Below are 13,827 nucleotides of genomic sequence, written 5' to 3' on the forward strand. Positions count from 1 at the left end.
TGATTAACTCAGCCCTGCTGGGTCGTTTTGCATAGCTTAGTCTAAACTCCAGTTAGTACATCTAAAACAGAAATTTATCGGCATGGCTAGGGTTTACATCCGTCAAGCATTAAAACTTAACCCGCAAGATTCACTAGCTTTGAAATACGCTACCAGACTGAAAATTGAACCGAGTGAAAATACCAATCCGAAATCAATGGCTAAAGCTCTGAGTATTGCGAGTTTATTAAGTCGATTTAACAAAGGGAAACCTTCTCAAGTCAAGTGTTGAAATTTCGGTAACAAACCGTACTAAAACCGAAGCTTCGTGACTAGATTACTCCCCTAGACTAAAATAATAAATAGAAGTAAAACTATTAAGCTACTGAGTCTGGGCGCTCAGTTTAATATAAGCAATATGGGATTCTTCGATTCGGAAATAGTTCAGCAAGAAGCAAAACAGCTGTTTGAGGATTATCAAGCGCTGATCAAGCTTGGCAACAGCTACGGCAAATTTGACCGCGATGGCAAAAAGCTGTTTATTGAGCAAATGGAAACCATGATGGATCGGTACCGCATCTTTATGAAGCGCTTCGAGCTATCAGAAGATTTCATGGCACAAATGACAGTAGAACAACTGAAAACGCAATTAGGTCAGTTCGGTGTCACTCCGCAACAAATGTTTGACCAAATGCACCTCACTTTAGAACGGATGAAAGCCGAGCTAGAAAAACAGCCCTAACAAAAGTTAGGAGTTGGGAGTTAGGAGTTCTCAATAAACTCATAACTCATAACTTATCACTCCTAACTTTAATTTGACTTGGGACGAGAAAACTGGGAAGGTGACTTGAAGTTTTCTACGGGTACGTTCTTAAGTGCCTTCTCCATAAAATCTTTCCAAATGGGAGCAACCATGACACCACCTGTGGCATGGTCAGCTAATTGTCTGTTGTCATCTCTCCCTACCCAAACAGCAGTTGTCAACTGTGGCACAGTGCCAACAAACCAAATATCTTTTTCTGATGATGTTGTTCCGGTTTTCCCTGCGGCTGGGCGACCGAGAGCAGCACCTTTACCTGTACCTTCAGTGATTACCGATCGCATCACATCGATAATTGCGGCTGATGCCCAAGGATCGAGAACTAGCTGTGGTTTAGGAGTGTTATCTAGCAACACGTTACCACTACTATCGGTGACACGGGCAATTACAGTTGGTGGAGATTGCCAGCCATAATTAGCAAAGGTAGCATAGGCACTAGCCATTTCCAGAGGAGTGACACCAATTGCACCAAGTGGTAAGGAAGTAACAGGTTCCATTGGACTCATAATGCCCAAAGTACGACACGTTTCTATAACTCTATTCATCCCTACAGCCTTACCAATCTTGATCACCGGAATGTTGCGCGATTGGGCTAAAGCTCTGCGGATTGGCATAGCTCCACTAAAACCGCCATCATAATTTCTGGGAAAGTACCAACCGTTACCATCTCGATAGCTAACTGGGGCATCTACCACCGTTGAGTCTGGCCCATATTTACCAGTAGCAAAAGCAGTATAGTATACAAACGGTTTAAAAGAAGATCCGGGCTGGCGCTGAGATTGAGTTGCACGATTAAATTCACTCGTCTTAGGATCTATACCGCCCACCAGTGCTTTAATAAAATGCGTGCGCGGATCGATTGCCACTAGGGCCATTTGATTCTTAGATAATCCTTGCCCCAGCAGTGTTTTATGCCACTTAACGACAGTTTCCTCAGCCATGATTTGGAAGTTGGCGTCAACTGTAGTTTGCACCCGCATCCCGCCTTTGAGTAGTGTCTCCCGCCCAAACTTTTTAGCCAACTCCTGCGCTACGGTATTGGTTACATAAGGTAAGGCACTACCTTGAAAGGATTTGATTCTCCCAAGTTTGATTTCTTGCTTGAGGGCATTATCGTATTCTGACTGGTTGATCCAGTTCAATTCCAGCATCCGTCCCAGCACTTCTTTTTGTTTCTGTTTTGCCAGCTTCATGCTCACAAACGGGCTAAATTCTTCTGGTGCTTGGATCAAACCCGCCATCATTGCTGACTCACCCAAGCTTAAATATTCTGATGATTTATTAAAGTAACTGCGGGCTGCCGTTTGTACACCATAATTGTTATGACCCCAATAAACTTGATTGAGGTACATTTCTAATATTTGGTCTTTAGTGAGAATTTGTTCTAACCGGATTGCTAGCACAGCCTCTGCTAACTTACGGGTAAAGGCCCGTTTTTGAGACAAAAACAGGTTTTTTACCAATTGCATAGTCACAGTAGAGCCACCCTCTTTGACTCCACCTGCTACAGCGTTAACTACTATAGCCCGGCCAACACCAGTGGGATTAATACCGTGGTGATCGTAGAAGTGACTATCTTCACTTGCTAATACCGCGCGTTTTAAGTTCGGAGAAATTCTATCTAGAGGTACGACTTCCCGGTTGGCTTCCCCGTGAATACTGGTTAAGAGCTTGCCCTTAACGTCATAAATGTAAGTCGTTTCTGAGGGGAAGAAGTTACGTAGCTGTCTCACATCTGGCAAATTACGGAAACTGATGGCTAAACCAACCAGTCCTCCGGCTACAATGGAACTTGCCAGCATGGTGATTGATAGGAGAGTACCGCCAGTTACCTGACCAACTCCTTTCAAAAACTCAAAACCTGATGAAGCCCGACGCTGTGGCTGTTTATCTTCAAAAGTCCTAGACGACGACACGGCTATTTCACTTCCTCACTTGTAAATTTAACTGTAATTGATTGGGTGAAGCAAGGCGGTTAGTTTTTTGCAATTATAGTAGTTTGGCAGATGAGAAAGCGGATAAATTGCAAGTGTTTATAACCAACTTAACTTCTAGTGTGCAAAACATAGCTAATAATCAGTCTCTTAATATGACGCAAGATTTTGCTTGGCTGCGTCGTGGTGTAGTAGAAGTTTTCCCACAATCAACTGATGTTAACAGCGAAAGTCTAGAAAGGCTCTTACTAACTACAGACAAACCTTTAAGGGTCAAATTGGGAATTGACCCTACAGGTACTGATATTCATCTTGGTCATAGCATACCAGTACGAAAACTGCGAGGATTTCAAGATGCAGGTCATACAGCAGTTTTAATTATTGGCGATTTTACAGCACGTATTGGCGATCCAACTGGTAAATCTGAAGTGCGTCGTCAACTTACAGAAGCAGATGTAGCTAAAAATGCTCAGACTTATTTAGATCAAGTACGTCCTATCTTGGATTTTGACACACCAGGAAGGTTAGAGGTGCGCTATAACTCCGAATGGCTCTCTAAGCTCAACTTAGAGAAAATTTTGGAGTTACTCTCCACGATGACGGTGGGGCAGATGTTAGCGAAGGAAGGATTTGCCGATCGCTATAAAAAAGAGAATCCGATTTTTATCCATGAGTTCCTGTACCCGTTAATGCAAGGTTTTGATTCGGTTGCAGTTGAGGCAGATGTGGAATTAGGCGGCACCGATCAGAAATTTAATATTGCTGTAGGTAGAGATTTGCAGCGCCATTTTGGTCAAAAGCCCCAATTTGGAATGCTGCTGCCAATTTTGATTGGCACAGATGGCGTGCAAAAAATGTCTAAGTCTTTAGGTAATTATATCGGATTGTCAGAACACGCAGGACAAAAGTATCAAAAGTTGCAAGGAGTTCCCGATAATCTCCTAGAACAGTATTTTGAACTGTTGACGGATTTACCTTTGGATCGACTGCCAGAAAATCCCCGCGATCGCCAAACACTCTTAGCATGGGAAGTTGTTAAACAGTACCACGGCCAACAAGCAGCCCAAGAGGCCAAAGAAGCAGCCCAAAGCGGCGGCAAAGAAGGTGCAGTTCCAGAATTTTCTCTAGCTGGCGTGCAGCAGTTTCCCGCGAAGTTAGCTTATATTCTCAATGTCACTGGCTTGTGCAAAAGTACAGGTGAAGGAAAGCGGAAAATTCAAGAGGGTGGCGTGCGTTTAGATGGCGATCGCATCACTGATGCTGATACCACTTTTGATGCTCCTGGTGAATTACAAGGTAAAGTTTTACAAGTTGGAAAAAATAAGTTTGTGCGCTTAGTACCCTAAATTGGGAGTCAGAATGAAAAAACTAATGACAAATGACCAATGACCAATGACAAAATAATTGTGGCTTTGGATGTGCCAGATGAACAAGCTGCGATCGCACTTTTAGATCAACTCCCGCAAGTTGGTTTTTGGAAAGTCGGTTTAGAGTTGTTTACCAGCACTGGCCCGAAAATTCTGGAAGTGTTAAAGTCTCGGCAAAAGCGCATTTTCTTGGATTTAAAGTTTGATGATATCCCCAATACCGTTGCTGGTGCTTGCCGGAGTGCAGCTAGATACGGAGTGGATTTACTGACAATTCATGCTACTGCTGGTAGAGATGCCCTGAAAGCCGCAACTGAGGCGGCACAGGAAGGGGCTGCAAAAGCAGGTGTACAACCACCAAAGTTAATTGCGATTACTCTGCTAACGAGCATTTCTGCCAGACAGTTGGCATTTGATTTAAAAATACCTCTAGAATTGCCAGAATATGCTCTAGAAATGGCCCTACTGGCTCAGGAATCTGGTTTGGATGGGGTAGTTTGTTCGCCTCAAGAGGTGGCACAGCTACGACAAACTTGTGGAAATGACTTTTTACTAGTTTGTCCGGGGGTTAGACCAACTTGGGCTGATATTGGCGATCAAAAGCGATCGCTCACTCCAGCACAAGCTATTATTGCTGGTGCAGATTATCTAGTGATTGGGCGTCCCATCACCACTGCTACTGAGCCTGAGTTAGCCTGGAAGAGGATTTCTGAGGAGTTGATCGCGGTGGCATGAAGCTTAGAGTCAGTGAGAAACTCAGAGTCCAGGGTGTAGAGAAGAACAATCTTGCCTCTTGGCTCAGTCAGAAAAATTATAGTTTCCTGTTTGCTTGTGGCTTCTGGGTTGTAGTCTCAAATAGCTTTGCTTACCCAGCCTTCTCGATAAACCCTATCCCTAAACCCTCGGCGCTAGCAGAAAGGGAAAATCTCAACAATGGTGCGAAGTCTTTGTGTTCTGAGCAAAATTTAGAAACATTAACTATACAGCTATTACAAGATTTACCTAGTTATACCAATCGTGCTAGTCAACGCGCCCGCCGCCTCAGTAGAAGCAGTCAGGTTTACAGTTATATGTTAGTGGCAGGAAGACCTGAGTTTACTCCTCTGCCCCTTAACCTTGAAGAATATAGTGCAGATACGTCTAAAAGTGCTGCATCAGAAGTTGAGCAAGTTTTCTTTACTACCTTGGAGCGGCAGTACATAGATCGGAAAGTTGTAGAATTACAAGAATTTCACTGGCTGTTATTGACTAAAACTAAAAGTGGTTGGCAACTAGTGATGATGTTTTCTCAAGTTGGTTCCTATTCACAACAGCAGCCACTATCTCCACCACGAGATAGTAGTAACGGTACTGTTGCCCAAGGAGTTAAAGCTTGGTTGCGCGATTGTGAAGCTGGAAGTTTACGTTAATAAAACCTAATTCCCAATCTTCGTAAATTAGAAGAATATTAAGTAATGTCTAAAAATACTTACTCAAATTCTCTATAAACAGGATTATCACTTGTGGTTAGAAACTATATTAAAATAAATGCAATAACGAGATTTAGAACATCTTGATTAGGATCGTTTGATTGAGGAGATTTAAAGATTGAATAATGAACAATAACACAAGTTTGAAAGTTATTTACTTTCTTTGAAATGCTCTGGCGCGGCATAGCCCCTTGTTAAAGGTAAGCTAACTTTTTACAGCACGGCGTAAATAAATTACTCATTTCAAATCAATAAAATGCTTACGCTGTATACCTGTTTGAATTTTGTTCGCGAGTCCGCAAGCGTCATTGTGAATTTTGAATTAGCCTTTTGCGGTACTAGTTATTTTCATAGAAGATACATTACCTAACTAGCTCGTATCAGTATGATTTTACCTGTATCTTTAGGAATATTTTTAGGAAAAATAGCTAATAAATAGCTAAAAGAAGCAGACATTATTTAAAAACGCAGATTGGCTTGAATTTAAGCGTTGTAACTCCCGTTTTTTGGCGATAACATGGAAAGAAGTTTATTTCAAGCTTTATCAAACCGCCTTTAGCGTCAGTTTTTTTATGGACATTCAGTTAATTAACATCGGGTTTGGTAACATCGTGTCTGCCAACCGAGTAGTTGCCATTGTCAGTCCAGAGTCTGCCCCGATTAAGCGGATTATTACCGATGCACGGGATAGAGGTCAACTGATTGATGCAACTTACGGTCGTCGCACGAGAGCTGTAATTATCACCGATTCCAGCCACGTAATTCTGTCAGCAATTCAGCCGGAAACGGTAGCGAATCGCTTTGTAATTTCTCGCGATCATCAAACTGTAGATAATTGACTAGCAGTGGATTTTTCCCACTCCTGTTTGTACCGGATCGGTAGTACCATGTGAATTAGACAAATTTTATGTCACTCTTGCTACAAATTCTTTAGTCATTAGTGGACTAAACCAAGAACACAAGACTAATGAATAATATGTATTGATTGATTCACAGGTTGAAGGGATGATGCCAGCTTTACCCATCCAGAGTAGTGCGACTACCGAAGAATGCTTACATTTAGGCAGGTTAATTGTTTTAACTGGCCCCAGTGGGGTCGGCAAAGGTACTTTAATGCGATCGCTCCTAGAGCGTCATCCAGAACTCTATTATTCCGTATCTGTGACAACTCGTTCTCCCCGTCCAGGGGAAATCGATGGCAAAAGTTATTACTTCATCAGTCGCAGTAAGTTTGAACAATTAGTTGCTGAAGGTGAATTTTTAGAATGGGCAGAATTTGCTGGTAACTATTACGGCACACCCCGTGAAGCAGTACTTAACCAAATTCATTTCGGTAAGTTGGTGGTGCTGGAAATTGAACTAGAAGGGGCAAGACAAATTCGTGCTTCCTTCCCCAGTGCCCTCAGCATTTTTATTTTACCGCCTTCCTTTGATGAATTAGAGAAACGAATACGCTCTCGTGCCCAAGATTCTGAAGAAGCAATCGCCCGTCGTCTGCTTCACGCCCAAGAAGAAATTCAAGCCGCAGATGAATTTGATATTCAAATCGTTAATGACGATTTTGAAACTGCTTTAAATGATATTGAAGGAGTTTTGTTTAAATAAATTAGGAGTTAAGAGTTAGAAGTTATGAATTATAAACTCCTAATTCTTAACTCCTGTATAGACGCGATTAATGAGCCAGCGCGTTGCGGGGGTTCCCACGGCAATCGCTCATGGGGGGAACCCCCAAGACCGCGCTGCCTCCCCGTTGTAGCGACTGGCGTCGCGTCTCTACTGCTAACTCCCAGTAATTAACCAAATAGACCTTGAATTAGTGCCAAATTACTGGTCAAAAAGTAAGCAACTACTGCACCACCAATACCACCAATCAAGAAAGAACTGCCGAAGTTGTTCCAGCTTTCTTTAGAGTTAAAAGCATCTGCTGGAGGCTTGGGTACGGTAACACTAGGAAGTGCTTTGGGTGGATTGCTATTTGCATACAGCGATAGAGCGCCTGTGAGAACTACAACCAAGCCAATGGCTGATAGTAACCCAGCTAAGTTAGCATTATCTGTGTCCCGCAGTGGGCCTAATTTGGCAAAGGGGCCAAATAGCCAGTAACCATGAGCCATACCAACTTCCAAACCGCGTCTAGCAGGAGCCAAACCTGGGCGATAGGCAGGTAAATTATTAATAAACCCCTTGATCAAAGGAGAAGAATTAACCGGGGTTTCTAAGTTGCCTATCTGTGGATCGCCAAATGCGGGAAAAACAACTTCCCGATTTCTAGGATCGCTGGGAAGATTCTTTGATGCATCTACTGCTTGTGCCATATTTTATGTTCGCCTCTAAATTAAAATGGTGGCATTTTTATATTAATAATAATTGTCGCTCAAGAAGCATTTTGTTTAGGAAGTTTAGAAAAATTAATTTAGCTGATTTTAAAACCGTGAAACTCGCGATCTGTAAACAGTATCACGAGTTTCAAAAAACTATTTTTGCCGGCTATTTTAGTGATAATTCTGCCTAACTAAGCTGAAAAAATCAACTACACAATATTAAGCAAAAAACAAGACAATGATTCAACAGTCCTAAATCCCATTAGACACTTATGGTAGTGGGTGGAAAAGTAGGTCGGGGAAAAAGCGGTTGAATTCAATCAAGATCCCTGCTGTGATGAACAGCCATATCGTAGCGGCCACGGGTGCTGTAGAAATGAATTTAATCAAATAAGCTGATTGATCGCCTTTGTCTGCCATGAATTTAGTCTCCAAAAGGAATGAATTATTTAAGCTGATTTAGCGTGGAGAAATGGGGATTTCTGTATCCTTGGCCGCTAATTTGTTTGAAAGGAGTTCTTGGACTGCTGCTACTGGCCAAGTAAAGCCTGACGCTATTATGGGTAGTGCCAAAGCAAAATCGATTTGGATTTCTTTTTGTTCAGTATTCGGGTCTTTTTTGATTGTTTGCAGATAGGTACGACCTACCCAGCCAATCCAACCAGCAATATATAGAAACAGAATGCTAGGGATCAAAAAGTCACCAGCATGATCTAGACGGCCATCAACAATCAAGTGGGGATAGCCTTCAGGACCACACAGTTCTTGAGAATAACGCTCAAACCGCTTTCTCCCAGATTCGGGGTCAGCGGTGGTATTACGGGCATTAGCTGCTAGCTGTTGAAAAGCGGGATTGTCTTTACACGGTGTCAAATTAGCCCCTAAAGCTTGTGCTGGGGGGGCAAAATTGAACCAAAGGCTAATCGCTAACATCAAAGCAAACAATCGTCGCATAGAGTTGTTTCCTTTTATTACAAAACAAGAAGTTCTTTGTACAAAACGAAGCGGCTTGTACAGTTGTTTTTTTGCATAACTAGGAAGTCATCATACTCTTGGGTGGGAACCGAGTAAAGTTTAAGTAAATAAAAGTTAAAGCTTCTCAACCAAAATTAGTGCTGAGTTCCGAGTGCTGTTAGCAAAAACGGGGCGTTTAGCCTGTCCTCAGTAGAAGAGTTGTTGTAGGGTAGTAAAGAAGCAAGATTTTTTCTTTACTATTCAGGACTCAGCACTCAGCACTCAGCACTCAGCACTCTCAATGACAACCGTTTTAGCAATAGAAACCAGTTGTGATGAAACAGCCGTCGCAATTGTTAACAATCGTAAAGTTTGCAGCAGTATCGTAGCCTCGCAAATTTCAGTCCATGAGCAGTATGGCGGGGTAGTACCAGAAGTAGCATCTCGCCAGCACTTGGAAACGATAAATGTTGCGATCGCACAAGCCTTAGAGCAAGCTCAACTAGATTGGAGACAAATTGACGCAATTGCCGCCACTTGTGCCCCTGGACTCGTAGGAGCGCTATTGGTGGGATTAACTGCTGCCAAAACTCTAGCGATGGTACATAATAAGCCATTTTTGGGAGTTCATCACCTCGAAGGTCACATCTGTGCAACTTACTTGAGCGAACCAACTTTAAATCCCCCTTTTCTTAGCTTACTGGTTTCAGGCGGACATACAAGCTTGATTTATGTCAAAGATTGTGGTATTTACGAAACTCTGGGACAAACCCGTGATGATGCTGCGGGTGAAGCCTTTGATAAAGTGGCGCGATTGTTAAAGCTGGGTTATCCCGGTGGACCAGCGATCGACAAGTTGGCACAGCAGGGTAATCCTCAAGCCTTTGCTTTACCGGAAGGAAAAGTTTCTTTACCTGGTGGGGGGTTTCATCGTTATGATGCGAGTTTTAGTGGGTTAAAAACGGCTGTATTACGTTTAGTGCAGCAGTTAGAAAAAGATAGTGGACAAGTGCCAGTGGCAGATATAGCAGCGAGCTTTCAGGATGCGGTAGCCCGATCGCTAACCAAAAGAGCGATCGCCTGTGCCCTTGACTATAGTCTAGACACAATTGCCATTGGTGGCGGTGTAGCTGCTAACAGCGGGTTGAGAAAAAACCTTCAAGCCGCCGCTGTTAAACATAACCTACGCGTCCTATTCCCACCTCTAAAATTCTGTACCGATAACGCCGCCATGATTGGCTGTGCCGCCGCTGACCATCTATCCCGTGGTCATACGTCTCCTTTGACACTAGGCGTTGAATCTAGATTAGGGCTTACTCAGGTGATGAAGTTGTATCAACCTGTTGAGTAGTCATTTGTCATTTGTCATTTGTACCTACCAATGCCCAATACAACTCTTGGAGAGGCTGCACTTCTCTACGAGACCCTGCGCGAACGACTACGCCCTTCTCTACGAGAGGCTGCGCTCAGGACAAGCTCTGTTACCACGCCAACGACTTCTCTTCGAGACGCACTCGCGTTCGCGGTAGTTGAATCTCGACTCACAACGACTGCACGGTAGTTGAGCGTAGTCGAAACTCAGTGCAAGTCGCTCGATTACCGCGCAACGATGCACTGAACGCAGTCGTTGTGTCGAAACTCAGTACAAGTGCCCAATGCCCAATGCCCTATACCCTATAACTATTGACTATCGCCCGAATGTGATCGGCCACTGCATCCGGCTGTTCTAACATAGCCAGGTGTCCGCAATTAGGAATTTCCAAAACATTGTCACCACAATATTGAAAAAGCCTGTGAAAGCTGGCTAAATGGCGCACATACTTGGGTTCCATAACCTTGTCTTCCGCGCCAGCCAAAAAATAAACTGGCTGCTTCAGTTGGGATACTAGCTCAGGTAAACGATTGATTTCTTCTTCAGTTGTGGAGTCTAACAAAGTTCCCAGAGCGGCTTCTGGGTCAGCCACAACGAAATCTATTACTCGTTGACGTGCCCAATAGCGCTCTAAAGGACGAGCTACACTAGCTCTGGTAAACAGCAAATCAATCAAAGGCACTTGGGACAGCCAGCGCGGACGGACTTGCAAAAATTTCTGACCCGCCGAGCGAAACTGCTCAAAGGCTTCTTTGAGGTAAATACCACCGCCAGCGTTGATACAGATAACTCCCTTAATACGCTCAGGTATTTGATCTGCTCCCCAAAGAGCGATCGTCCCGCCTAATGAGTGACCAATTAGCCAAGCACTTCTAATATTCAACTGTTTCAGGAGAACTGCTAAATCTTGAGTATACGCAGCAGGAGTATAAAGAGAATCGAAAGATGAGTCAGGCATACTACTGGAGATGGGCGTCATACTCAAAGACGTTTGTGCTTGACTAAAATCGGTTTTTATCTGAGATTGGGATTCACCAAAACCCCGCAAATCATAGGACAAGCACTGCAAATCATCTGATAGGCGGGAAATCACAGGTTGCCAATATCCACGGCTATTGAGCCAACCGTGGATAAATACCAAAGCATGGGGGCAGGAAGTGGGAGCCGTTAGCTCGTATGCGTGTGGAACGCCCAAGATTTCGATAGTTGCCATACTTGTATCGTACCCTTAAGGATGGGTGCGACTAAATACTAAAGTAGAAAGAGTTAGAAGTTAGGAGTGAGGAATTTTTAACTCATAACTCATAACTCATAACTTCTCACTTTTTTATTTACCCAGCAACCTCTGTCGCACTCCTTCAGCAATTTTGTGACCCAGATATTCAGGAATGAGGCTTTCATTCGGCCCTAACAAGTAGAGAATTAGCCGTGTACGTCCGCGCCAAACCAGTAAATTGGCATTGACTACCAAAAGGTCTTCCTGCCAGATAGCATACATCACTTTGTAGAATAATCCTGGTTGATTATCAGCTTCAATCACTAGAGCAGGGAGATGAAATACTGGATCGACATAAAACTCAGTTTGTACCTGCTCTAAGCCAGTGTCAAGATTAAATTCTACCGCCAGCATCTCTTCTACCTCAAACCGACCTCCTAAAGCCTCGCGAATTGCGCGACAGACATTTTCTGCGGTTTTCTCGGTCAAGGCTTTACTACCACGAGATACCAAAAGTTTGATAAAAACTAACATTGGCGGACGGATTTGACCATATAGACTTAAACCGTGGATAGTCAACCCATAAGCTGCTAGTACACCAAAAATATCGCTGAGGAGAAAAGACTGGTTGCGGTAAGCAAAATGCAGGGCACTTTTGCTTCCTTCCGGTTTTAGTTCAATAACAGCGCGTCTAGTTTTATAGAGACGGTAGGCTAACCGCAAATTTTGCAGTTGAATTTCACTACTGACAAATTGCTCATAAAACTGGGGAAACGCTCGGTTAAAGCGCTTTAGGAGTTCCAGTGTCGAAGATTTTAAACCAGAAGCCATTGTTAAGGGTAAAACTCGCTTGCTTTCGTCATCTGGGGGCTGGGTGTTGAGGGTTGGGTGTTAAGGACTAAGGACTGAGGATTGGGGACTGGGAGGACAAGGGGACAACAGAAGAGTGTTCTCGATACCCAATGCCCAATCCCGTGTATACAATTCACTCCTAAGCTAACGTGCATTTAAGCTCTATAGGAGCAATTGCCAGGATTAGGTTTTTCCATTATGAATTTTGAATTTTGAATTGTTTATATCCTTACGCTTTTGGTGAATTTCTCCTAGCCTTTACAACAAAATGCTAAAGTTGAAAATGATTGGTGTGAAACACGCTCTAACTAGCTGTTACCATTGCAAATCCCGAAAACAACCGAAAAAATTTGAGTGTAATAGGGTAATAAATGGGGGTAGCGATGTTAAAAGTGAATCAACACTCCTGAGAGTGGAAACCAATTCAGTTATACTACCCGAACCGCGTTGGCATGGGTTTTTGGAAAACTTGGTTTAGTACTCCTGAATCTGTAGGGACAACTAGGACAAATCTCTTTGAAGAGCATACAGCAGAAACTGCGGGCAACTCCAGCCCCAGTAGTATTAGCGAAGCTGCTTCAAAGGAGGCTCGGATCGTCTTCAGTACGGAACGAGATATTGACCTATATGAGCTAGAAGAACTCTGTGATGCAGTTGGTTGGTCGCGTCGTCCTCTAAGAAAAGTAAAAAAAGCTATTGAGCATAGTTTTCTCGTTGCTTCAATGTGGCAAGTGAGAGGAAACCAAAAGCGGCTCATTGGTTTTGCCCGTGCTACCTCAGATCACGCCTTTAATGCCACTATCTGGGATGTAGTGGTTCACCCAGACTTTCAAAGTCAAGGACTGGGGAAGGCGCTAATGAAATACGTTCTCAAAAAACTTAGGAGTGAAGAAATTAGTAATGTCACTCTCTTCGCTGACCCCCATGTTGTAGATTTCTACCGAACTATGGGGTTTATGGCCGATCCAGAAGGCATCAAAGGCATGTTCTGGTATCCTCACTAATGCTCAATCCAAATAAAACCCGATTCGCACAATAAAATCAGGTATAGTAGTACAAATCTATTATTTAAATTTGGTTTGACAAGGTTTAGCCGACGAACGCACAAGTAATATCTCTTGTAAAACTAAGTCGGCAGACAAACCTTTAACCTTTATCAGTCCAAATATCTAAATCTAGCTAATATTTGCAGAAGATATAAATATATTAGGCATGAGCAGTGTTATGTGATATGATTGCCTTAACGCTTTTGTGAAAGCGCGATCGCTTTGATGGGGAGCTAAAAACCAAACCCAAAAAAGCGGATGAGTATAACGGGATGTAGCGCAGCTTGGTAGCGCGCCTGCTTTGGGAGCAGGATGCCGCAGGTTCAAATCCTGTCATCCCGATTTAATTAATATAGTTAACACTTAGGGTAATTAGCCAGGTTTTCTTTGCTAAATATGCAATTGAATTACATATTTTTACGGAGAAGACCAATTAGGCTGTTTTGTAGTTGAAGCCTAACAGACAAATTTCGTCATTAAATAGTAAGATATTCTGA

At 43.1% G+C, this 13,827-nt stretch carries 15 protein-coding genes and 1 tRNA gene; 10 read left to right on the forward strand and 6 right to left on the reverse strand.

The features are described from left to right. Positions 1 to 82: 82 nt before the first annotated feature. Together RMX89_RS19240 and RMX89_RS19245 are read left to right on the forward strand one after the other, a co-directional pair. Complete coding sequence (locus RMX89_RS19240; RefSeq protein WP_322690068.1) at positions 83 to 271, forward strand: hypothetical protein; 189 nt, start codon at positions 83 to 85, stop codon at positions 269 to 271. Between the two features lie 126 nt (positions 272 to 397). Further along, positions 398 to 721 (forward strand): DUF1825 family protein, encoded by a 324-nt coding sequence (locus RMX89_RS19245; RefSeq protein ID WP_094349476.1) that lies wholly within the window; start codon positions 398 to 400, stop codon positions 719 to 721. A gap of 68 nt (positions 722 to 789) precedes the next feature. Here the strand turns inward: RMX89_RS19245 and RMX89_RS19250 are convergent, their stop codons facing one another. Beyond that, on the reverse strand, positions 790 to 2,715 hold the full coding sequence (locus RMX89_RS19250) for a transglycosylase domain-containing protein (RefSeq protein WP_322684892.1): 1,926 nt from the start codon (positions 2,713 to 2,715) through the stop codon (positions 790 to 792). Between the two features lie 173 nt (positions 2,716 to 2,888). Here RMX89_RS19250 and tyrS point away from each other — a divergent pair, with 173 nt between their 5' ends. The 5 genes from tyrS (at position 2,889) to gmk (ending at position 7,174) form a co-directional block, all read left to right on the forward strand. Beyond that, positions 2,889 to 4,079, forward strand: a complete 1,191-nt coding sequence (gene tyrS, locus RMX89_RS19255) for a tyrosine--tRNA ligase (RefSeq protein WP_322690069.1) — start codon at positions 2,889 to 2,891, stop codon at positions 4,077 to 4,079. 39 nt (positions 4,080 to 4,118) lie between these two features. Beyond that, complete coding sequence (pyrF, locus tag RMX89_RS19260; protein ID WP_322690070.1) at positions 4,119 to 4,835, forward strand: orotidine-5'-phosphate decarboxylase; 717 nt, start codon at positions 4,119 to 4,121, stop codon at positions 4,833 to 4,835. After that, positions 4,832 to 5,509, forward strand: a complete 678-nt coding sequence (locus RMX89_RS19265; protein WP_322690071.1) for a hypothetical protein — start codon at positions 4,832 to 4,834, stop codon at positions 5,507 to 5,509. Before pyrF ends, RMX89_RS19265 begins: the two co-directional genes overlap by 4 nt. Before the next feature lie 632 nt (positions 5,510 to 6,141). Then, complete coding sequence (gene remA / locus RMX89_RS19270) at positions 6,142 to 6,408, forward strand: extracellular matrix/biofilm regulator RemA (protein ID WP_073639751.1); 267 nt, start codon at positions 6,142 to 6,144, stop codon at positions 6,406 to 6,408. 166 nt (positions 6,409 to 6,574) lie between these two features. Next, positions 6,575 to 7,174 (forward strand): guanylate kinase, encoded by a 600-nt coding sequence (gmk, locus tag RMX89_RS19275; protein WP_322672059.1) that lies wholly within the window; start codon positions 6,575 to 6,577, stop codon positions 7,172 to 7,174. Between the two features lie 188 nt (positions 7,175 to 7,362). Here the strand turns inward: gmk and RMX89_RS19280 are convergent, their stop codons facing one another. From RMX89_RS19280 to RMX89_RS19290, 3 genes are all read right to left on the reverse strand, one after another. Beyond that, positions 7,363 to 7,884, reverse strand: a complete 522-nt coding sequence (locus RMX89_RS19280; RefSeq protein ID WP_322663575.1) for a photosystem I reaction center protein subunit XI — start codon at positions 7,882 to 7,884, stop codon at positions 7,363 to 7,365. A 276-nt stretch (positions 7,885 to 8,160) separates the two neighbouring features. Beyond that, complete coding sequence (psaJ, locus tag RMX89_RS19285; RefSeq protein WP_094349471.1) at positions 8,161 to 8,310, reverse strand: photosystem I reaction center subunit IX; 150 nt, start codon at positions 8,308 to 8,310, stop codon at positions 8,161 to 8,163. Positions 8,311 to 8,349: 39 nt separating this feature from the next. Beyond that, complete coding sequence (locus RMX89_RS19290) at positions 8,350 to 8,844, reverse strand: Photosystem I reaction center subunit III (RefSeq protein ID WP_322684893.1); 495 nt, start codon at positions 8,842 to 8,844, stop codon at positions 8,350 to 8,352. Positions 8,845 to 9,145: 301 nt separating this feature from the next. Between RMX89_RS19290 and tsaD the strand changes: the two genes are divergently transcribed. Next, complete coding sequence (tsaD, locus tag RMX89_RS19295; RefSeq protein ID WP_322690072.1) at positions 9,146 to 10,195, forward strand: tRNA (adenosine(37)-N6)-threonylcarbamoyltransferase complex transferase subunit TsaD; 1,050 nt, start codon at positions 9,146 to 9,148, stop codon at positions 10,193 to 10,195. 316 nt (positions 10,196 to 10,511) lie between these two features. Here the strand turns inward: tsaD and RMX89_RS19300 are convergent, their stop codons facing one another. Continuing rightward, positions 10,512 to 11,429, reverse strand: a complete 918-nt coding sequence (locus tag RMX89_RS19300; RefSeq protein WP_322690073.1) for an alpha/beta hydrolase — start codon at positions 11,427 to 11,429, stop codon at positions 10,512 to 10,514. 114 nt (positions 11,430 to 11,543) lie between these two features. Continuing rightward, complete coding sequence (locus RMX89_RS19305) at positions 11,544 to 12,263, reverse strand: hypothetical protein (RefSeq protein ID WP_012410214.1); 720 nt, start codon at positions 12,261 to 12,263, stop codon at positions 11,544 to 11,546. Positions 12,264 to 12,736: 473 nt separating this feature from the next. Here RMX89_RS19305 and RMX89_RS19310 point away from each other — a divergent pair, with 473 nt between their 5' ends. Beyond that, positions 12,737 to 13,288, forward strand: coding sequence for a GNAT family N-acetyltransferase (locus RMX89_RS19310; protein WP_322671979.1), 552 nt, complete (start codon positions 12,737 to 12,739; stop codon positions 13,286 to 13,288). A 310-nt stretch (positions 13,289 to 13,598) separates the two neighbouring features. Next, positions 13,599 to 13,672, forward strand: a tRNA-Pro gene (locus RMX89_RS19315). Positions 13,673 to 13,827: the final 155 nt, after the last annotated feature.

Origin of the sequence: Nostoc sp. DedSLP04, from assembly GCF_034530775.1 — a bacterium.
Lineage (GTDB): Bacteria > Cyanobacteriota > Cyanobacteriia > Cyanobacteriales > Nostocaceae > Nostoc.